General features: G+C 59.3%; 15 protein-coding genes, 1 tRNA gene and 2 rRNA genes (1 of these 18 running past the window's edge). 15 read left to right on the top strand and 3 right to left on the bottom strand.

Going from position 1 to position 20,337, the window contains the following annotated elements; translation table 11 throughout:
- The 6 genes from SH664x_RS03645 to SH664x_RS03620 form a co-directional block, all read left to right on the top strand.
- Positions 1–236 (top strand): 23S ribosomal RNA (locus SH664x_RS03645) (it extends 2,543 nt beyond the left edge of the window).
- 112 nt (positions 237–348) lie between these two features.
- Positions 349–458 (top strand): 5S ribosomal RNA (rrf, locus tag SH664x_RS03640).
- Positions 459–1,453: 995 nt separating this feature from the next.
- Positions 1,454–2,143 carry a response regulator transcription factor gene (locus tag SH664x_RS03635; protein WP_437205135.1) on the top strand — a complete coding sequence of 230 codons (690 nt, stop codon included), beginning with the start codon at positions 1,454–1,456 and terminating at the stop codon, positions 2,141–2,143.
- Position 2,144: 1 nt separating this feature from the next.
- A complete protein-coding gene (locus tag SH664x_RS03630) occupies positions 2,145–3,623 on the top strand; it encodes an ATP-binding protein (protein ID WP_437205133.1) in 1,479 nt (492 codons plus the stop codon).
- 354 nt (positions 3,624–3,977) lie between these two features.
- On the top strand, positions 3,978–4,985 hold the full coding sequence (locus tag SH664x_RS03625; RefSeq protein WP_437205132.1) for an aspartate-semialdehyde dehydrogenase: 1,008 nt from the start codon (positions 3,978–3,980) through the stop codon (positions 4,983–4,985).
- 342 nt (positions 4,986–5,327) lie between these two features.
- Positions 5,328–6,287, top strand: coding sequence for a ZIP family metal transporter (locus tag SH664x_RS03620; RefSeq protein ID WP_437205130.1), 960 nt, complete (start codon positions 5,328–5,330; stop codon positions 6,285–6,287).
- A gap of 12 nt (positions 6,288–6,299) precedes the next feature.
- Here SH664x_RS03620 and mtnA read toward each other — a convergent pair whose 3' ends face one another.
- Positions 6,300–7,367 (bottom strand): S-methyl-5-thioribose-1-phosphate isomerase, encoded by a 1,068-nt coding sequence (gene mtnA / locus SH664x_RS03615; RefSeq protein WP_437205128.1) that lies wholly within the window; start codon positions 7,365–7,367, stop codon positions 6,300–6,302.
- Between the two features lie 676 nt (positions 7,368–8,043).
- On the opposite strand from mtnA, the gene SH664x_RS03610 reads away from it, so the two are divergent.
- The 9 genes from SH664x_RS03610 (at position 8,044) to SH664x_RS03570 (ending at position 17,088) form a co-directional block, all read left to right on the top strand.
- The gene (locus SH664x_RS03610; protein ID WP_437205126.1) at positions 8,044–10,332 is read left to right on the top strand and encodes a chemotaxis protein CheW; all 2,289 of its coding nucleotides are present in this window, start codon (positions 8,044–8,046) and stop codon (positions 10,330–10,332) included.
- A gap of 2 nt (positions 10,333–10,334) precedes the next feature.
- Positions 10,335–10,793 (top strand): chemotaxis protein CheW, encoded by a 459-nt coding sequence (locus SH664x_RS03605; protein WP_437205124.1) that lies wholly within the window; start codon positions 10,335–10,337, stop codon positions 10,791–10,793.
- Positions 10,794–10,970: 177 nt separating this feature from the next.
- The gene (locus tag SH664x_RS03600) at positions 10,971–12,824 is read left to right on the top strand and encodes a methyl-accepting chemotaxis protein (RefSeq protein WP_437205122.1); all 1,854 of its coding nucleotides are present in this window, start codon (positions 10,971–10,973) and stop codon (positions 12,822–12,824) included.
- A 162-nt stretch (positions 12,825–12,986) separates the two neighbouring features.
- Entirely contained in the window at positions 12,987–13,385 is a 399-nt protein-coding gene (locus SH664x_RS03595; protein WP_437205120.1) for a response regulator, read from the top strand.
- Between the two features lie 41 nt (positions 13,386–13,426).
- Positions 13,427–14,551 (top strand): protein-glutamate methylesterase/protein-glutamine glutaminase, encoded by a 1,125-nt coding sequence (locus tag SH664x_RS03590; protein WP_437205118.1) that lies wholly within the window; start codon positions 13,427–13,429, stop codon positions 14,549–14,551.
- A gap of 88 nt (positions 14,552–14,639) precedes the next feature.
- Complete coding sequence (locus SH664x_RS03585; RefSeq protein ID WP_437205116.1) at positions 14,640–15,476, top strand: CheR family methyltransferase; 837 nt, start codon at positions 14,640–14,642, stop codon at positions 15,474–15,476.
- Positions 15,477–15,570: 94 nt separating this feature from the next.
- Positions 15,571–16,032: a chemotaxis protein CheX gene (locus SH664x_RS03580; protein ID WP_437205114.1), complete on the top strand. Its 462-nt coding sequence runs from the start codon at positions 15,571–15,573 to the stop codon at positions 16,030–16,032.
- A 52-nt stretch (positions 16,033–16,084) separates the two neighbouring features.
- Positions 16,085–16,456, top strand: a complete 372-nt coding sequence (locus tag SH664x_RS03575) for a response regulator (RefSeq protein WP_437205113.1) — start codon at positions 16,085–16,087, stop codon at positions 16,454–16,456.
- 161 nt (positions 16,457–16,617) lie between these two features.
- On the top strand, positions 16,618–17,088 hold the full coding sequence (locus SH664x_RS03570; protein WP_437205111.1) for a hypothetical protein: 471 nt from the start codon (positions 16,618–16,620) through the stop codon (positions 17,086–17,088).
- 193 nt (positions 17,089–17,281) lie between these two features.
- Here the strand turns inward: SH664x_RS03570 and SH664x_RS03565 are convergent.
- Both SH664x_RS03565 and SH664x_RS03560 read right to left on the bottom strand, forming a co-directional pair.
- Positions 17,282–17,355: transfer RNA gene (locus SH664x_RS03565), tRNA-Met, on the bottom strand.
- Positions 17,356–17,760: 405 nt separating this feature from the next.
- Positions 17,761–20,220 carry a DUF1592 domain-containing protein gene (locus tag SH664x_RS03560; RefSeq protein ID WP_437205109.1) on the bottom strand — a complete coding sequence of 820 codons (2,460 nt, stop codon included), beginning with the start codon at positions 20,218–20,220 and terminating at the stop codon, positions 17,761–17,763.
- Positions 20,221–20,337: the final 117 nt, after the last annotated feature.

The raw sequence follows: 20,337 nt of genomic DNA, 5'->3' as shown, positions 1-20,337 counted from the left end.
CTTTAGTACGAGAGGATTTGGAGGGACGTTCCGCTGGTGTTCCTGTTGTCTCGCTCGAGGCAGCGCAGGGTAGCTAAGAACGGTTCGGATAAGCGCTGAAAGCATCTAAGCGCGAAGCCAGTCCCAAGATCAGATTTCGATTGAGTCCCCTGGAAGACTACCAGGTTGATAGGCTGGCTGTGTAAGGGCAGTAATGCTCTCAGCTGACCAGTACTAACGGACAAATGCTTGATCATTTTAGTTTCAGATCACGCAGTCGTGCTACAATTACTCAAGAGCAAAATGACACGCGTCTAACCACCATTTTTTAATACTCCCTGCTGGTGTCTAACCATGCCTTCAGGGTCTTCCGGTGACCAAACCCAACTGGAAACACACGTTCCCATTCCGAACACGACCGTTAAGCAGTTGGGGCCGATGATAGTGCCGAAAGGTGCGAAAGTAGGTCATTGCCGGTTTAATTTTAAAAACCCCGTCTCGCAAGAGGCGGGGTTTTTTTGTTGCTGTTGTGCTCTTCTCTCCGTGCAGGCACCGGAGTCTCCTCGATGCACACCTTCGACGCTCAGGCCGAGAGGTTCAAGGCAATCCTCCTCCTCGGTTTTTTCGTGGCAATGGTCGTCACTGGCTGGAGGTCCTGGGAAGAGCTCCCCTATTTGACATCTTCCCGGTCCGCTTTCGCCTCCGTTCTTCGGGTATCGGAAGTCGCATTTCCCGGAAGTCGTGGCAGGACCATCCGTCTGCAGCAGGTGGACTACGAGTTTGTTGACGACCAAGGAGTCCTGCAGAGCGGGAGAGATCTGGTTTCCCTCAGTTTTCCCGTCCCACAGGAGCGAGCCAAAGTGGAGTTTCTCCCGAGTATTCCGGGTTCTTCACGGTTGGTCGGAAACGATTTTCGAAAGTCGGTCGCCTTCTTTGTCGTTTCACTTCTTCTTCTGACGGGTGGAATCGCCTGGTTGATTGCGGATGCCCGCCGTCCGTTTCCCCGGCCCCGACCGCCTGCATCCCCCGTCTGACAAACAGGTTGTGTTGTGGCTGCTTTTGGTCCACGTCCCCTGTGGCAGTTTGAGCTCCCGTCTTATCTTTTGAGGGGCGGCTTCCGTTTCTCGTCCACTCCTGCGGTCAGATCTCAAGTTCCGGGGCTGCTGATCTTTTTTATGGCTCGTCTGTCACTTCTGAAGTTCGCCGCAGCCTTGGGATTTCCCGGTTTTTGGCCAGCTTCTTTGCGAAAGGGGTGGGCCGGTTGATTGCGACGTCGCTTCACCGGGCCGGTAGATAAGCTGGAATTTATCTTCATCACCCCCTTTCCAGCGAAACTCTTCCTACAATGGCGTTGTGCGGCGGGCCGCCGGACTGAGTGCAGCGCTGCAGCCGGCTAAAGGTTGACGTGACGATTTCGCCCTCTGCGGAGGCGACCTTCTTTCCATTTCACTCGGGCCATTCGCCTGAGGACGGCATGAGCAGTCGCATTCTCGTTGTGGAAGATGAGCCGCGAATTGCGGATTTCCTGGTTCGGGGACTGTCCGAAGAAGGTTACCGTGTTGAACACGCTCCCGATGGTCCCGCTGCAGCATTGATGCTGGAACGGGGCCCCTGGGATCTGGTGCTGCTCGACTGGTGGTTACCCGGCGAAGATGGAATCGAGGTTCTCAAGCGCTTTCGTCGTCGCGACCGGGCGACTCCGGTGCTGTTTCTGACCGCTCGGGACGCCTTGTCCCAACGGGTCGAGGGGCTGGATGCCGGAGCAGATGACTATCTCTGTAAACCCTTCGCTTTCGAAGAGTTACTGGCACGCGTCCGGGCATTGCTGCGGCGACCGGAGCAGCGTAATTCGCTTACTCTCGAGTACTCCGATGTCAAAGCGGATCTCGCCAGCCAACGGGCGACGCGCGATGGACACCCTCTCGATCTGACCGCGAAGGAATTTTCACTCCTCTGCCTGTTCCTGAAACATCCCGGAACGGTTCTGTCACGAACACGGATTTTCGATGCCGTCTGGGGGGACCAGTTCGATGGGCTTTCAAACACAATCGAGGTTCACGTCAAGGAATTGCGACGAAAGCTGGAGCAATATGGTCCTCGCCTGATCCAGACCCGTCGGGGGAGCGGGTACATCCTGCAGTTCGAACAGCCGATTGGAAGCTGAGATGACTCTGGTGAACCGGCTCTCCTTGTTCTTTTTGGCGGCCGTCGCGGTCTGCCTGGCCGGTTGTTCGGCGCTCACGTTTCTCATCATTCGCCACCACCTTTTTTCCCAGTCTGATCAGCAGGTGACCAGTGCGATCAACATTCTTGTGGCGGCCACGGAAGTAGAGCCAGACGGAGTCAAGTGGCAGCCGACAGACCACACCATTGCGATCGGCAATGACGGAGAAGAAAACGAAATTTGCTGGGTGATCGTCGACCAGGACAAACAAATCGTCGATCACTCAAGAAATCTGGATTTGTCGACCGCCGAGAGCCAGCGTCTGCTGGAACTGACCAACTCCCTCGCGTACCCGAATTCCGATATTTTTACCGAGTCTCCGTGGCGGTATCAGACTCGGAGGCTGACAGCCCCGTCGCCCAAACCGGCCGATGAGCGGGACCCGGATGAATCGGCTGAAGTCGTGATTGTTGCCGCCCAGCACACCGGTCTCCTCCACTCCGAATTGCGACGGCTCACTTGGCTCGTCTGTATGACCCCCCTGATTGTCTGGTCGCTGGCGGCGGTGGGGGGCCGGACTTTTTGTGCTCGCGCGCTGGCACCGGTCCGTCAAATGTCCCGTCGAGCCCAATCGATGAGCGGGCGGGATTTCTCGTCCCGGCTGGAGATCCCCGACCGACGGGATGAACTGGCACAACTGGCGGAATCTTTCAATCAGCTCCTCGACCAGTTGCAGACCGCCTTCAACCAGCAGCGCCGCTTTACCGGAGATGCGGCGCATCAACTTCGCACGCCGTTGACTGTGCTGCGGGGCCAGATCGATGTCGCCTTACGCAAACCCCGCTCCGACAATGAGTACCGAGAAACTTTGACCTTATTGGGGAAGCAGACGGAAGAGCTGCAGCAGATGGTGGAGACCCTGCTGTTCCTCGCACGGACCGAGGCAGGGACCCCTCCTCCCGATACGGGACGAGTGGATGTCTCAGCGTGGCTGTCCAGTTCCCTGGTCCCGTGGAAAAACCACCCCCGCTGGGGCGATTTCCAAATTTCCTGCGAGGGAAGCCCGTCCGTGATCGCTTCGCCCGTTCTGCTGACCCAGGCTCTGAACAACCTCATCGCCAATGCGATTCAATATAGTCCAGCGGGTTCGGCCATTCGCATTCGGGCGGGGGAAGACCGCAACGGCATATGGATTCGTGTGGAAGATGGGGGCCGGGGAGTTCCCGATTCAGAGCGGGAGGCGATCTTCGAGCCGTTCTACCGCACGGTCGAATCCCGGCATAACCGAATCCCGGGAACAGGTTTAGGACTTCCCCTCGTCCAGCGTGTGGCTCAACTCTTTCATGGGTCGGTGGGGTGCGAAACCTCTCCTGCGGGGGGAGCGGCATTTCTCCTGCGGTTCCCGGCAATGGCGCCGCAGTTTCCGGAAACCCGCTCCGCTCAGGTGTACGGGCAGCTTGCCCCAAAGAGCCACTTCTGAGGAGACTGTTGATTCCACAGTGGAAAATGCACACCGAGCGGCAGCGGGACGCATCGCAAACTGATTCCCTGCGATTGCTGGGAGGCGAAGCACTGAAGTCCGATTCCGACAGGCGCCCTGACTTCTGAGGAAAATTTCCCAGGTCCCATCAGAATGAACTCTCCACACCCTCGAACCGGAGAATCGGTCCCCCTCGCCCCCCGGCAGCTCATCCGCACGACGAAGAGGGACAGCGAACATTCAGAATGCTTCCAGCTCCTCCAGATCGGGATTTGAGTCCGAACCTTGCGGGCATTAGAATTGTCGGTTTGATTTTACGCGGGCGGTTTGCGGTTTTACCCTTTGGAGCGAAGTGTGTTTCAGAACGTTGCCATCATCGGCGCCACCGGGGCTGTCGGTCGCATCATGCGACAGTTACTCGAAGAGCGGAACTTTCCCGCCAAGAAATTCCGGTTCCTGGCTTCGGCCCGGAGCGCAGGCAGCAAGCTGACATTCAAAGGGGAAGAATACACGATCGAGGAACTGACAAAGCAGTGCTTTGCCGGCTCCGATCTGGTGATCGCCTCCACTCCCGATGACGTCGCAGCTGAGTATCTCCCCGCCGCCGTCGAAGCAGGCTGCAAGGTCATCGACGAATCGGGCTACTGGCGAATGAAGGACGATGTCGCTTTGGTCATCCCGGAGGTCAATCCGGAAGCGGCGTTGAACGCCAAGGGAATCATCGCGAGCCCCAACTGTTCCACAACGCAGCTGGTTGTCGCGCTGAAGCCCTTACACGACGCTGCACGCGTCAAGCGGGTGATTGTCAGCACCTATCAGGCCACCAGCGGGGCCGGGGTGATGGGAACAGCCGATCTGGTGGAAGGAAGCCGCGCTTATCTGGCGGGCCAGCCGTATACGTACACGACCTTCAAGCATCCGATCGCCTTTAACTGCATTCCGCAGATCGGCAGCGAGAAGAGCGACGGCTACACCAGCGAAGAGCTCAAAATGGTCTACGAAACCCGGAAGATTCTGGGGGACCAGAGCATTCTGGTGAATGCGACCTGCGTACGCATTCCCGTGGCCAACTGTCACAGCGAAACCATCACCGTTGAAACCGAACGCCCGGTCAGCCCGGAAGAGGCCCGCGGGCTGTTCGAGAGCTTCCCGGGGATCAAAGTGGTCGACGACCTCAAAAACGGCAAGTATCCGCTGCCGCATGAGTGCGACGGTTCCGACCTGGTTTACATTGGTCGAATCCGAAAGGATTTGTCGCACCCCAACGGCCTGTCGTTCTGGTGCGTGAGCGATAATCTCCGGAAAGGTGCCGCGACCAATGCCGTGCAGATTGCGGAACTGCTGGCCAAGCACTCCGCCTGAAACAGATTGAACCCAGCGGTCTCCTTGCGGCAGGATGATTCCCCACGCGCTTCGAGTGAGGAAGAGTTCACTTCCACACCGCAAGAACGGACCAATCCAACGGCAGCAGGCTCGCACAATCCGGGAGCGGTCGACACGATGAGCAGGCGGCTTTCTTCGGGAAGCCCCTGCTCTTTTTCTTTCTGTGCCGACCAATCGGCAAGCCCCCTCCCGTCCCCATGAGAAGTATCCGGCGGTGACCGTCGTGCCACGCGAAACCGGCCCGCCACATTGCGGATGCGGGAGATGGCCGTAGAATGGCGGATTTCCTGTTTGCTCCCTCTGACTGGCCGCTGCCTGCTCATGGCATCATCTTCACTGATCCTGCTGATTTACTGCGTGCTGATCATTCTGGCCTCCCTGTTGGGGGGACGGCTCCCCAGCCTGATCGAACTGACTCACCGACGCATGCAGATTCTGATCAGCTTTGTGGGGGGACTGATGCTCGGCATCGCCCTCTTTCACATGCTTCCTCATGCACTGGTGCATAGCCCCGGCCCGGCGGGGGTCGACCGGGTGGCCCTCTGCGTGATGCTGGGGTTGCTGGTGATGTTCTTTCTGCTGCGCACGTTTCATTTTCATCATCACGAGCCGGAACAGCTGCATGAGCCGGGCCACGACCACGACTGTGGAGGTCACCATCACAGCCACGAGCATGGTCACGCCGCGCACCACGGCAAACTGGCTGCCGACATGAGCTGGATCGGAGTGTTTGTCGGACTGTCGCTGCATACGCTAATGGACGGTCTGGCCCTCGGCGCCAGTCTGCAGATCGATGCGTCACACGCTGCGGGGTGGGGACTGCCGGCGCTGGGAACCTTTCTGGCCATCCTGTTGCACAAGCCGCTGGATGCCCTGTCGATCACCGCCCTGATGCGTGGGTCAAACTGGTCCCCGCGATCGCAACTGGCGGTCAACGCCGCTTTCGCCGCCATGTGTCCCCTGGGAGCACTTCTCTTTCTTGCAGGAGCCAAATTGCTTATCGATCAGCAGACCATGCTGATGAGTGGCGTGCTGGCCTTTTCCGCAGGAGTCTTTCTCTGCATATCGCTGAGTGATCTCCTGCCGGAGATGGAGTTTCACTCACACCATCGCGTGCCACTCACCATCTCGCTGCTGCTGGGAATCGCGCTGGCCTGGGGAATCCGCTATCTGGAACCGGCCGATGCGCATGCGGTGCCTCCCACCGCCACGACCTCACCCGTCATGTTCTCGATCGACCCGACTGCTCCTGCGGCAACGATTTCTCTCGAATACCCGTGAGGCGACATCGCATCAGGAGAGCATCTGCAACAAACTGTCCCGGTTGACGGGACGAATGATTCCACGCTCGGTAATGATCGCTGTGATCAATTCGGCGGGTGTGACATCGAAGGCTGGATTGTAGACGTCGATTCCATCCGGAGCCGTCTGACTTCCGAACGGGATCGTCACCTCTTCCGGTCGCCGCTGCTCGATCGGAATGGAGTCACCGGTCGGCATCGCCAGATCGAATGTGCTTGAGGGAGCAGCGACGTAAAACGGGATCCCGTGAGCTTTCGCCAGCAACGCCACAGAGTAGGTTCCGATCTTGTTGGCGGCATCTCCATTCGCTGCGATCCGGTCAGCCCCGGTTATGACGGCCTGAACCTTCTTCTCTTTCATGACCCACCCGGCCATCGAGTCGCAGATGAGCGTGACCGGGACGCCCCGCTGCTGAAGTTCCCAGGCGGTGAGCCGGGCCCCCTGCAACAGCGGGCGGGTTTCATCCGCGTAGACGTGTAACGTTTTCCCCGAAGACGCTGCCGCAAAGATCACCGAGAGTGCCGTGCCGTCACCAGCGGTGGCCAATCCGCCGGCATTACAATGCGTCAGAACCCCCATGCCATCGGCCAGCAACGCCGCCCCGTGCCGCCCCATGGCAGCACACATCTCCCGGTCTTCCCGTTCGATGGCTTGGGCTTCGATCAGCAATCGCGCGCGTCGCTGTTCAACGGGAAGACCACGCGTTGTCGCTGCCGCTTGCTTCATCCGTTCCAGGGCCCAGAACAGATTCACGGCTGTTGGACGACTCCCTGCCAGAAAATCGACCACTTCCTGCAGACGGGCCTCAAAGGGAGCTTCCTCTCCCGTCGGCAAACCTTGCAGCCCGATCACCACTCCATACGCCGCTGCGCAGCCAATGGCCGGAGCCCCACGAACCGACAGCCTCCGGATCGCTTCCCAGACGTCGTTGACGGTCCGGCATTCCAGCTCCCGACACTCCAGCGGTAACAAGGTCTGGTCCAGCAAGGCCAGCCAGCCATCGAAATCTCCGACCCACCGCAACGTCGCGGGAACCTTGGCAGCGGCAACAATACTCATCGTGTTTGATTCTTCCTGGAGCGCATGGCAATCACGGCTGTTGACTCCGCGCCCGAATCCGGTTCCGACATTGACAGACCGATTCTGGCGAAGAGGAGACTCGACGCTCGTGCAACACAGCGTTGCAGTCGAGTCCGCACGGAGGTTCTACACCACTCAGCCTCTGCCGTCGATCTTCCCGTCAAAGGACATGTTCGGTTCGAGAGCGAGCGAGCTGGCTGGGCTGTGCGCTGAATCGTCAACGTCCCGCTTCGCCTCAAGACATTGGAGGTCGCGTAGCTTCGCGCACTCCCCACGCGAATCTGAGTTCTTTCTGCTGCGGCATGCGAACGTACTCCGTTCAACCCTGCGTGTTGACTTGTGGAATGCCGGATCTGAAGTGGGCACTGGCACGCCCGCATGTTTCTTCTGCGGTCCTGTGAAGTGTGGAGAGTGAACCTACTCAGACCTGCATATTCTCCGCGCGTGCTGGCCGCTGCGATGGTCCGGATTCCGACCATCACGTTGTGCGGCAACGTCATCAGGGACCGACCTGAGGAGGCGTTCCCCAGCAGATTCTATCCTGGCGCGTGATGAAAAATCGCAACAGGGTCCTGATTGCACACGATATAGATTTGGCGTGCATCGGCAGCGGCCGACACGCATCACTTTCTGACAGGGAAAGCCGGGCGAGCCGATGGAAGAACTCGACGACATCGTGAAAGAGTTTCTCGTGGAGAGCTACGAGAATCTCGATCGACTGGATCGCGATCTGGTGGCACTGGAATCAACCCCTTGCGATCGCGAACGGTTGTCGAGTGTCTTCCGAACGATCCATACCATCAAGGGGACCTCCGGCTTTCTGGCTTATCCCAAACTGGAACATGTCGCCCATGTCGGCGAAAACCTGCTGGTGCCACTCCGTGATGGAGGTCTGCGGCTGAATGCGGAAATCGCCGGCGGACTGCTCTCGATGGTCGACGCCATTCGCGACATCCTCGCCAACATCGAAACAAGCGGTGGGGAAGGTGACGCCGATTACAACTCTCTCATCGCCACATTGGAGGACCTCCGCAATCCCCCTTCCACTCGCGCGGAGGTTAATGAGACAATCCGGACAGCAGACGGAAACGGAGCCCATACAAGCAGCAGACTCTCCGAGCCGTTGCCTGACACGCTGACCGCACCGGCTCCGGGGCCCCGACCAGTTGTCGAACCGGTCCACGTCAACGACTCCACTCCCGACATCGAGCCGGAGACCGCCGAGCGAACGGCCTCGATCACCGACTCCACAGTCCGCATCGACGTGCAACTGCTCGACCGTCTCATGAATCTGGTCGGCGAACTGGTTCTGGCCCGCAATCAGATCCTGCAGTTCAGCCGCACCTCGGAAGATTCCACGATCGCCGCCGCGTCCCAGCGCCTGAATCACATCACCACCGAGCTGCAGGCGGGAGTCATGAAGACCCGCATGCAGCCGATCAGCAATGCGTGGAGCAAGCTCCCCCGAGTGATTCGGGACCTCTCGAATTCGTGCGGCAAGCGGGTGCAGATCAAACTGGAAGGCGCGGAAACGGAACTCGACAAGACGATTCTGGAAGCGATCAAGGATCCCCTCACGCATATCGTGCGGAACAGTGTCGATCACGGCATCGAATCTCCCGAAGTTCGCGAGTCCCGGGGGAAGCCGGCGGAAGGGACACTCTGCCTGCGTGCTTTCCATGAAGGGGGACAGGTCAACATCGAGATCAGCGATGACGGCGGCGGCATCGATGTCCAGCGGGTCCGGTCGAAAGCGGTCAGCCAGCGGCTGATCACCGCCGAACAGGCGGACGCGATGAGCGAGCGGGAGCTGATCCAGTTGATTCTGCTGCCAGGCTTCTCCACGGCCGACAAGGTGACCAACGTCTCCGGCCGCGGTGTCGGGATGGATGTCGTGAAAACCAATGTCGAAAAGATTGGCGGGACACTCGATATCTCCAGCGTGTTGCACCAGGGAACCACATTGCGTATCCGCATCCCGTTGACGCTGGCGATCGTTCCGGCACTGATCGTGGCCTGCCGCAGTGAACGTTACGCCATCCCGCAGGTGAGCCTCCTGGAACTGGTCCGTCTGGAAGGAGAACGGTCCCGACGGGATATTGAGCTCATCCACGATTCCCCGGTCTACCGGCTGCGGGGCAAACTCCTCCCGCTTGTTTATCTGGATGAGCAACTCGGTCTGCGTGAGCGCCGGACCGTGGCCGAACACCGGGCGGGCGAAGCAGTCAACATCATCGTGCTGCAGGCCGAAGATCATCAGTTCGGCTTGATTGTCGATCACATCCGGGACACTCAGGAAATTGTCGTCAAACCGCTGGGTCCTCATCTGAAATCGCTCTCCGCCTATGCGGGTGCAACCATCATGGGGGATGGAACGGTCTCGCTGATTCTCGATGTCTCCGGCCTCGCGCAGCAGGCGAATATTCTGGTCGCTCACCGCGACGCCACACTGGCTGAGTTGAACAGCTCCATGCCGGAACGTGTGGAGACCCGGCAGTCCTGGCTGGTCGTCGACCCAGGTGACGGCACCCGGGCCGCCATTCCGCTCGCCAGCGTCTCGCGTCTGGAAGAGATCGATGTGCACTCCATTGAATACGACAGCCGTCAGGAAGTCGTGCAATACCGCGGACGGATCATGCCGCTGGTCCGGCTGGCTGCGACACACGACCGAACTTCCCGGAGCAATACTGCAAAACTGCCGGTCGTCGTCTTCAGCGACCTGACCCACAGTGTCGGGCTGATGGTCCAGAGCGTCGTCGACATCGTGGAATGTGCAGCCCTGTCACAAGGGACATTGAACACGCAGATCATTGCGGGGAAGGTGACCCGTCTGATCGACCCCCAGACGTTCCTCGCCGATCTCAAGGGCCCTCATTACTCGACGGCGTCTTCGGCGACCGTGTCAGCCGCAACGGCGGCCCGCTCACGACAGGGAGTCAACTAGCTATGCAGAACTCATCGGCCTATTGCACGTTTCAGGTCGCGCATCTCCTGTTCGGAGTCGAAGTCCGACATGTTCAGGAAGTGCTGCGACACCAGCGTACGACAACGGTCCCACTCGCACAGCAGATGCTGCATGGACTCATGAACCTGCGCGGGCAGATTGTCACCGCACTTGATCTGCGGCAATGCCTGGAGCTGTTCGACCCGCAGCAGACCCGCCCTCCGATGAATGTCGTCCTCCGCACCGCCGATGGACCGGTCAGCCTGCTCGTTGATGAAATCGGCGACGTGCTGGAAGTGGAACAGAACCAGTTCGAACCAACCCCCGATACGCTGCCACAGCGCATCCGTCAGGCGGTGCAGGGAGTGTACAAACTGAATGGCCGGCTGATGCTGGTTCTCAATACTCAAAGCCTTGAACCGCGCCATGAGTCGGCCCGCCCGGTCGGCTGGGCGGGTTAGAGCCGGTTGCTCTTTCCAGTCCCCGCGCAGCCAGCGCTTCGTCGGGTGAACTGCTCACGTCCGCGTGGCGAGGACGGGGCCATGACAAGCCGGAATGGCGCAATCGCCAATGCCGTTGAACAGTAATCGTCTTCCCACAATTGCCATCTTTATTCCCCTCATGACCGGAGTCCGCCGATGGTTGCCGTAAAAAAACGTAAGACATCTCCCTCCCGCAGTTCCGCGGCCTCCGGGCGTGGCCCGGCGAAACGAACCAAACCCGCTGCTGCCCGTGTGGCGCGCCCCTCACTGGAGCAAACCCGGCAACACGCCGACTATGCCGGACAGGTGGCAGCGATCGGCAAATCACAGGCGGTGATCGAGTTCGAACTGGATGGAACCATTGTTAATGCGAACACCAATTTCCTGAATGCCGTCGGCTATCGGCTGGAAGAGATTCAGGGTCGGCATCACAGTCTGTTTGTCGACAGTGAGCTACGCAACAGCCCGGAGTACCGGGAATTCTGGACTCGCCTGGCCCGCGGAGAATTCCAGGCGGGAGAGTTCAAACGGATCGGCAAAGAAGGAAAAGAACTCTGGATTCAGGCTTCGTACAATCCGATCTGCGATGAGGAAGGGGTCCCATTCAAGGTTGTGAAATACGCCACCGACATCACTCAGCAGATGATCAGGAATGCCGACTATGCCGGCCAGATTGCCGCCATCCGCAAATCTCAGGCAGTGATTGAATTCCGCATGGATGGCACCATTCTCGATGCTAATGAGAACTTCTGCCGCACGATGGGCTATTCGCTGGAAGAGCTGAAAGGCAAGCATCACAGCCTGTTCGCTGATGAAACCTATGCCCGCAGCACCGAGTATCGGGAGTTCTGGATCAATCTCGGCCGTGGTGAGTTCTTTGCCGGAGAGTTCCGCAGACTCGCACGGGGTGGACGCGAAATCTGGCTGCAGGCTTCCTACAACCCGATCTTCGATCTCAACGGCAAGCCCTTCAAGGTTGTGAAATACGCTTCAGACATCACCTCTCAGAAGCAGCTGCTGCAACAGCTCTCGGACAGTGAAAAGCGTGAGCGGGAACGGGCCGAAGAGGCCCGCAAGGTCGAGCTGCTCCTCTCGGTGGTCGATGCCGCCACCCAGGGAGATCTGACCCGCAAGATTGAAGTCGCGGGAGAAGATGCGGTCGGCAAAATCGGTGCGGGACTGGAGAAGTTCCTGAAGGACCTGCGTCTGAGTATCGCCGGAATCACGGAGAATGCGCAGACACTGGCCGCCGCATCCAACGAGCTGGCTGCCGTCAGTACGGAAATGCGGTCGACCGCCGGCAGTACTTCCGAACAGGCCAATGTGGTCTCCACGACTTCCGAGCAGGTCAGCCAGAACGTGCAGTGCGTGGCGGCCAGCGTGGAACAGATGAATTCCTCGATCCGCGAAATTTCCCGCAGTGCCACCGAAGCCGCCACGATCGCCGGCAGTGCAGTGAAAGTTGCGGAATCGACCAACCAGACAGTCGCCAAGCTGGGAGACAGCAGCGTTGAAATCGGCAAGGTGGTGAAGGTGATCAACTCGATCGCCGAACAGACCAATCTGCTCGCCCTGAACGCGACCATCGAAGCGGCGCGGGCCGGTGAAGCGGGCAAGGGCTTTGCGGTTGTCGCCAACGAAGTCAAAGAGTTGGCCAAGGAAACCGCTAAAGCCACGGAAGATATCAGCCTGCGGATTGAAACCATCCAGAATGATACCGAAGGGGCCGTGCAGGCGATCAAGCAGATTACGCAGATCATCAACCAGATCAGCGACGTCTCGGGGACCATCGCCAGCGCTGTCGAGGAGCAGACAGCCACCACGGGTGAGATCGGCCGCAGCATCAAGGAAGCGGCCGGCGGAAGTTCCGACATTGTGCGACGTGTCCTTTCCGTCGCGAAAGCAGCAGACGGCACGATGCAGGGTGCCGGCAACACGCAACAGGCAGCCGATGAGCTCTCACGCATGGCAGTTGCCCTGCAGAACCTTGTGGGAAGGTTCAAAATCTGAGTCGGCCCGTCTGTGTGCGGGGGATCGCAGTGCCCGCGTCGTTCCACTGCGGTCCCCTGTTGATTGCCTGAGCAGGCGACTCGGTCGCCATTGATCGCAGGAGGCCACTCATCATGCCGGGAGGGCACCTCGTCGGATTTCCTGAAGGTCGTGAATTCTCCTATGCATGCTTTAATCATTGACGACTCACGCGCCATGCGGCGCATCCTGCAGCAGATCGTCGAGCCTCTTGGCTTCCGGGTTTCCCAGGCGGCCCACGGTCGGGAAGGGATCGCGCAGCTCGACACCCTGCCGGATATCGATGTCGTGCTCGTCGACTGGAACATGCCCGAGATGAATGGACTCGAATTCGTCCAGGCGCTGCGGACTCATTCCATGTATTCGAACCTGAAGGTCGTCATGGTCACGACCGAAACAGAACCCCGGCAAATGGCCCGAGCCCTCATGGCGGGTGTGGATGAGTTCGTCATGAAGCCCTTCACTCCCGAAATTCTGATCGACAAGTTGCGACTGATCGGCGCCTGGTCTCCCCCATCAGTCTCAGTCTCCGAACTCTGCTGAAGGTTTCGTCGAAACTTCTCTCCTCTGACAAGGTCTGGCCCGTGTCCCGTCCGATTCGCATCTTTCTGGCCGACGATTCACTGGTGATCCGCCGCATTCTCGTGCAGGCCCTCAGCCGCCACCGTGATCTGCTGGTGGTCGGAGTGGCCCGCAATGGTGCCGAAGCGGTCGCCACGTTTCAGTCCTTGCAGCCTGATGTGGTGCTCCTCGATGTTGAAATGCCGGAAATGAACGGTGTGGAAGCGGTGGCTGGGATTCGCCGACTGGACCGTACTCTGCCGATCGTGATGTTCAGTTCGCTGACGGTCGAAGGGGGGCACTCCACCCTCGACGCCATCGCACAGGGAGCCAACGACTATGTCACAAAGCCGCGCAATGTCGTGAACCTCGCGCAGTCACTCGATCTCATCGACTCCGAACTCGTGACCAAAATCCGGTTTTGGGGCGAGAAGCGGATTGAGCAGCAGGAACACCCTGCTCCTACTCACCCTGCTCCTACTGTGGTGCGGGCATCCCTCCCCCCTGCTGTCCGGGTCCATCAGGCGGTTCGACGCGACCCTGTGGAGGTCGTGGTCATCGGCGTCTCAACCGGAGGTCCCAACGCTCTGGCTGAAGTCCTGCCCGCCATACCCAGAACCTTCGGGGTTCCGATCGTGATTGTGCAGCACATGCCTCCGGTGTTCACGCAACTACTGGCCAATCGGCTCAACGACTCTTGCCCCTGCCCCGTGCGAGAGGCGGTCGACGGCGAGCCGCTGATCGCAGGACAGGTGCTGATTGCCCCGGGCAACTGGCATGTGCGCATCGTTCGGCGAGACGGCGAAGAACGCATCCAGCTGGACGACGGGCTGCCGGTCAACAGCTGTCGCCCCGCGGTCGATGTTCTGTTTCAGTCGGCGGCGGAACTCTATGGAGCCGGAGTTCTGGCGGCCGTCTTGACCGGTATGGGAAAAGACGGACTGGAAGGAGCGAAACTGGTGAGAGAGCGCGGTGGTCGAATCATCGCACAGGATCAGGAAACAAGTGTTGTCTGGGGCATGCCCCGCGCCGTCACGGAAGCAGGCCTCGCCCATCAGGTCCTCGCTCTCCGGGACATCGCACCCGAGATTCTCAGATCCGTGGCCGCCGCTCCACTGCGGATCTACTCGTCTCCACAAGCGAGGTAACCCGACCGGCGGAATCTGTTCCGTCCGGAGCGCCTGATGTCAGCCATCGCAACAAGTTTTCACTCTTCCTCCGTCTGAGATTTCGCAGATGCCACTCGCCGCTGTGCATTTCGATTATCTGCGCGACGTCGTTTCCCAACGATCCGGAAACACCGTCTCCTCCACGCAGAGTTACCTGCTGGAGTCCCGGCTGACTCCGTTCGCCGAGCGAATGGGGCTGCAGAATGTCGAATCACTGGTCGCGGAACTCCGCAAGACTCCGGCTTCAGCGCTGCACGACAAAGTCGCCGAAGCGATGACCGTCAATGAAACCAGTTTCTTTCGCGACCTGCAGCCCTTCGATGTTCTGCGCGAGCAGCTGCTACCAAAACTGATTGCCGCACGCACACCGCTGCGACGGCTGCGGATCTGGTCAGCGGCCTGTTCCAGCGGTCAGGAAGCGTACAGCCTGGCCATGACCATCCGGGAATACTTTCCGGAACTGGCGACATGGACAGTCGAGATTCTGGCGACAGACCTGTCCGACGAAATGCTGGAACGTACCCGCAACGGCACTTACAGCCAGTTCGAGGTGAACCGAGGTCTGCCGGCCCGGTTGCTGGCCCGTTACTTCGAGCGCACCGGGCTGGTGTGGCAGGCCAAAGCGGAGCTCCGCTCGCTGATTCAGTGTCGCAAGTTGAATCTGATGTCGATCGGCGCGTTGCCCGCATTCGATGTCGTCTTCCTCCGCAATGTGTTGATCTATTTCGACCAACCGCGCAAGGAAGCCATTCTCGCCGGGGTTCATCGCGTTCTGGCAACGGACGGCTGTCTGTTTCTGGGAGGCGGTGAAACCTTGATCAATCTTCAGGTGCCGTTTCAGCGTGAGATGGCCGGACCCGCTCCTTTTTTCCGTCCCCTTGAGAGCAGACCGGTTCTCGCCTGAACCGTCCGCTGCACGGAGATTTCCCCGCTGCCAGTAGACCGGGATTCCCAGACAGGCCCGAATGCTCCTAAGCCAGACATCGAGGATCAACCTTATGGAAGTCGACAATACTCAGCTCGAGCAGATCGCCATCGACGTTCTGACCGGAATGCTCGGACTGAAAGTGGAACCGGTCCGCAACTATGCCACGACCCAGTCAAGTCTCGTGAGCTCGATTCAGATCTCCGGAGACTGGAAAGCAGGGCTCGAAGTGGAAACCCCTCTGCGCGGAGCGCGTCAGATTGCCGAACAGATGTTCGGGCTGTCCGGCGACGATCTGGCGGAAGCCGAAATTGCCGATGCACTGGGAGAGATCGTCAACATGATCGGCGGCAATATCAAAGGCTTGAGTCAGGGGGAGACCATACTGTCACTCCCCTGTGCCGGGCCCGCACTGGATGCTCCGGGGGAAACCGCCGTCAGGCCGACCGAACTGCATCTGCGAGTAGGCGAAGAGATGTTGTCCCTGCGGCTGCAGCAACATGCGGTGGGCAGCGTTCCTGCGGAATCGCACTAATCGCCAGATCGATCCAATCTCTGAGTCACTGTGAATTCGTCAGGAGTGAGTGATGCTGATACTGATTGTCGACGACAGCAAGGCCATGCGGATGATCATTCTGCGAACGCTGAAGCAGGCCGGCCTGTCCGGCTTCAAGACCCTCGAAGCCGGCAATGGACAGGAAGCGCTGGAAATCGTTTCCACCCAGAACCCGGACCTCATCATTTCGGACTGGAACATGCCCGAGATGAAGGGAATCGAGTTGCTGCAGAAACTCCGGGAAGCAGGCCGATCGACTCGGTTCGGGTTTGTGACGTCGGAAAGCGGACAGGCAGTCCGGGAAGAAGCCCTGAATGCCGGCGCGGCGTTCGTCATCATCAAACCGTTCACACCGCAGACGTTCGAAACGGCATTGAAGCCGCTGCTCGCCGGCTGCTGCTGACATCCAGAGCAGGTTGCTCTTTTGAGTCGCCGCCAGTCTGTGCTTCGTCTCGTGAACCGCTGACTTCCGCGTGGCGCGGACGGCGCAATCAACGGTCAGAATGCTCTCATGCCCTCCTTCTCACCAGCCCCATGCAGGGGTCCGCATCAGGAATGACTGAGATGACTGCCTCCACACTTTCTCGAATCAGCCTCGTCCGTGAAACCTTTGCTCTGCTACTTGGCGGAGAAACCACCGTCAAAGAGTCGAAGTCGGCTCTGACCCCCACAGAAGTCGGCGGACTCGCCGAATACAGTGACCAGGCAGGGGCTGTGCGACATTACATTCTGTGCGATTTTGCTTTCGCCAACACCGCCGGCGCAGCGCTGTCGATGATTGGACCGGCGGTCATCCAGAAAGCGATTCAACGTCGCGTTGTGGAAGAGAACGTCGTCGACAACTTCCGCGAGGTTCTCAACATTGCCAGCAATCTGTTTCAGACCCCGTATCTCGACGCCCCACGGTTATCCGGCGTCCATCTGACCACCGGTCCTGCGGTACAGCTGCCGCCGCTGGTGGTTCTGGAGTCGTTCGAAGTGCAGGTCCCGCGCTATCCACTGGGCCGGATCACTCTGGCCGCCGCAGGAGCATGAAGAGAATTCCGACATCGGCCGCAGCCGGTTTTCCGGAAGCCCGCCCGATCGGATCGGTCCGATTTCGCCGGGAGACATCGTGCGTTTCATCCATCGGAACGACCTCTGCCGGGAAGGCGGACGAGCCTGCGAGAGCAACAAGCAAAAAGCCTCGGAAAGCATTTGCTCACCGAGGCTTTTTGACTTTGTGCAGTAGCGGTGGAGGGATTCGAACCCCCGACACGCGGATTATGATTCCGCTGCTCTAACCGACTGAGCTACACCGCCACACAGGTCACCCTCTTGCCACTCTCTGGACCGCTTTCCCGGAAAATTGTTCGCCGGAAAACCAACCCTCTGAAATGGCTTCCACCTTCGGCAGATCGGACAGATCCCGCCGTCGGCGAAACCGGAGTATGGCGAACCGGATTTGGTTCTGCAAGTTTTCGCCGAGGGGAACTCGTCCGGCTGTCGCGAGGGGGCGCCGGACAACTGGTATTTGAGGAATTCTTCCTCCAGACGGCAATTCTGGGGGCTGTTTTCCTCCCCGGAACCGAATGGCTCCCCACAGAATCTTCCTCCCGCTCCCGGCACGAGCAGGTTGTCCATCCCGCCCCCCGCGTCGCCCAATTTCCGGATGGTCCGGGCTGACGAGCTGGGTGACGAAACGGGGCAATCAAAAGTCCTGAAGCACTATTTCGACCGGAACAGGGGACTGGTGATCACTTCATCGAGAATGGTCCGCACCCCGTAGCGCTCTTGACGGGCGCGTGTGACGATCCCCTCAATCTCTTCCCGGTCCGCGAACGAAACCGGAGCCCCTGTGCCGTACACCATCAGCTTCTCGGCAAAATTGTGAGCGAGCTGCTGCGGCTGTCCGGCGACCATCACCCGGAATTCTTCGAAATTCCGAAACGATCGGCCGTCGGGGAATGAGTAACTCGGATCAACGCGCGGACCAGCCACCCGCTTACGTCCCTCGAGCTTCACATAGTTGTCCCGCCACTTTCCGCCCGGATCAAAATTTTCCAGTGCGAAGCCGGGGGGATCGATTTTGACATGGCAGCTGGCGCACTGATCATGATCCCGGTGCAGCGCAAGTTGCTCACGAATCGTTTTGGCTCCGCGAATGTCGGGTTCAATGGCCGGCACATTGCTGGGTGGGGGAGGAACCGCTTCACCGAGAATCCGTTCGTTGATCCACACCCCGCGAATGACGGGGGAGGTATTCGTGCCGTTGGCGGTCACTTTCAGAATCGATCCGTGCGTCAGAATTCCCCCTCGCGGAGAATTCGGCTTGAAGACGATTCGCCTCATCGTCTCCCCTTTGACGTTCGGGATTCCGTAATAAGCCGCCAGCCGACTGTTCAGGAACGTGAAGTTCGAATCGACCAAAACGGAAACCGGCAGATTGCTTTTGAGCATGGTCTCGACATACATCCGGGTCTCTTCAAGCATTGAGTTCTGAACGATCGGATCGAAGTCGGGAACCAGGTTGCGATCCGGTTCGGTGAATTCGATCTGGTCCAGATCCAGCCATTCGTCCGCAAAGTCTTTCACGAACCGCTTCAGACCATCCCCGGTCAACAGTCGATCAGCCTCCTTCTTGATGAACAGTGGCGATTGCAGCAGGCCCGCTTCTGCGCGCTGCAACAATTGCTCATCCGGAGGCGCCCCCGTCAACATGTAGCTCAGGCGGCTGGCGAGAGCGTAGTCATCCAGTTGCCCCGGAGGTTCATATAAATACAGAAAACGGGGAGAGCACAGGATCGCCCGAAACCCAACCCGCAGCGCGGAGGCCAGATCGTTGCCCTCCTGCTGAGACTTCTGCACGAGCGCCAGATAGCTGCGGATCTCTTCGGAAGTAACCGGTCGGCGAAAGGCGCGGGAGGCGAACTGCACGAGAATTTTTTCGGGGTCGCCAATCACTTCCGCTTTCTCTGCCAAGGGGGTCGATGGAGCCTTGGCAGCGGACCCGCGTGTCACTGTGGTCGAGGGCTTCTTCGCCCCCCCCGCCTTGGCAGCCGGGTACGTCACCTTCGCATCCCCGAACAGCAGTTTCCGGAGTCCGGCGTTGTCAGGACCTTTGTGGATTCTCTCCATCTGCAGCCAATAGATGGCCATCCCGATCGCCTTCTGGGCCTCCCCTTCACCGTAGGTATTGTTGCCCCCACTCGCGAATCTGGCACGTTTCAGCGTGATATCGTTGGGACGAATCTCCAGTCGGTGTCCTTTCGGAAGCCATGCCTCGAACTCCACGTCCTTCGGCTTCTCCTCAGTTTCGAACGCGGCAATCCAATCGATCAGCGGTGCACCGGAATGCAGGAGTCCACTCCGAACTGTAATCCAGACCCCCTTCCCCTCCGGCGGACGAATCGCACAGGTCCTCATTTTGAATTTGTACCAGCCGTCTGCGGGTGCGGCGGTCGCATCGATTCGACCGTAAAACGCCATGTTCGTCATCCAGCCCAGCACGCGCTGACCATAGACTTCAAAGGTCCGGAACCCCCGCTTCCCTTCGCGGTAGCCCAGATCGTCGGGCAGGAGCCGCTTCTGGTAGACATCGTCGTCCGAAAAGGCCCGGCGATACGCTTCATCCAGCACCAGATCGACTGCTTCCAGGTGCTTTTCCAGCTGGAAGTGGGACATGGCCTGCGATTCTGCAATCGTTGCGAATTCGGCAATCCCCGTTTCTTCTGACAACAGATGATTGACCGGAATATCGACGCCCACGACGGCCTGCAGCGAACGTTCCAGTTCGCGGTTCGTCAATCGACGCCCCCGGACCCGCCCTTGTTCCGCCTGCACTTGTTTCTGGCGTTCCTTCAGCCAGGTGGATGCGGACGCCAGAAAGCGGTCCTTCTCCTGAGAACTCAGACGCGGAGCATCCTTTGGCGGCATTTCATCCGCGGCAATGCGATCGACGATCCGCACCCAGTGGCGGCTCACCTTCGGATTGCCAAGATCGGTCGAGAGCGTGGTCAGGTCGAGCCCCCCTTCGGCGGACTCCCCCGTGTGGCAATCGTTGCAGTGCCGGGCAAAGAAGGCGGCATCTGGTGCCGTCGGCCCCCCCGCCTTCGTGACTGAGACGGAAGCAGCCTTGGTCCCCTGTGCGCAGACGGCACGAGTTGCAATGCAGGGTACGGCTGTCATCAGGGCAATCCCTGCCGACAAAATCAGCCTGTGCCAGGATGGCTGCAATTTGTTCATGGGCGTGCTCAGGATGTTCGGAATCGGGGAGGCCGAAGCCTCGCAGGGCAACGTGGGGCG

It is taken from the genome of Planctomicrobium aquicomposti (assembly GCF_051466325.1).
Lineage (GTDB): Bacteria > Planctomycetota > Planctomycetia > Planctomycetales > Planctomycetaceae > Planctomicrobium.
The sequence above is the reverse complement of the archived record's forward strand: the minus strand, read 5'-3'. Positions and strand labels throughout refer to the sequence as shown.

Bases quoted from the DNA above. Each gene is read 5' to 3' on its own strand.
- SH664x_RS03635 (WP_437205135.1), top strand. From the start codon at position 1,454: ATGAGCAGTCGCATTCTCGTTGTGGAAGATGAGCCGCGAATTGCGGAT.
- SH664x_RS03630 (WP_437205133.1), top strand. From the start codon at position 2,145: ATGACTCTGGTGAACCGGCTCTCCTTGTTCTTTTTGGCGGCCGTCGCG.
- SH664x_RS03620 (WP_437205130.1), top strand. From the start codon at position 5,328: ATGGCATCATCTTCACTGATCCTGCTGATTTACTGCGTGCTGATCATT.
- mtnA (WP_437205128.1), bottom strand. From the start codon at position 7,367: ATGAGTATTGTTGCCGCTGCCAAGGTTCCCGCGACGTTGCGGTGGGTC.
- SH664x_RS03610 (WP_437205126.1), top strand. From the start codon at position 8,044: ATGGAAGAACTCGACGACATCGTGAAAGAGTTTCTCGTGGAGAGCTAC.
- SH664x_RS03605 (WP_437205124.1), top strand. From the start codon at position 10,335: ATGCAGAACTCATCGGCCTATTGCACGTTTCAGGTCGCGCATCTCCTG.
- SH664x_RS03600 (WP_437205122.1), top strand. From the start codon at position 10,971: ATGGTTGCCGTAAAAAAACGTAAGACATCTCCCTCCCGCAGTTCCGCG.
- SH664x_RS03595 (WP_437205120.1), top strand. From the start codon at position 12,987: ATGCATGCTTTAATCATTGACGACTCACGCGCCATGCGGCGCATCCTG.
- SH664x_RS03585 (WP_437205116.1), top strand. From the start codon at position 14,640: ATGCCACTCGCCGCTGTGCATTTCGATTATCTGCGCGACGTCGTTTCC.
- SH664x_RS03580 (WP_437205114.1), top strand. From the start codon at position 15,571: ATGGAAGTCGACAATACTCAGCTCGAGCAGATCGCCATCGACGTTCTG.
- SH664x_RS03575 (WP_437205113.1), top strand. From the start codon at position 16,085: ATGCTGATACTGATTGTCGACGACAGCAAGGCCATGCGGATGATCATT.
- SH664x_RS03570 (WP_437205111.1), top strand. From the start codon at position 16,618: ATGACTGCCTCCACACTTTCTCGAATCAGCCTCGTCCGTGAAACCTTT.
- SH664x_RS03560 (WP_437205109.1), bottom strand. From the start codon at position 20,220: ATGACAGCCGTACCCTGCATTGCAACTCGTGCCGTCTGCGCACAGGGG.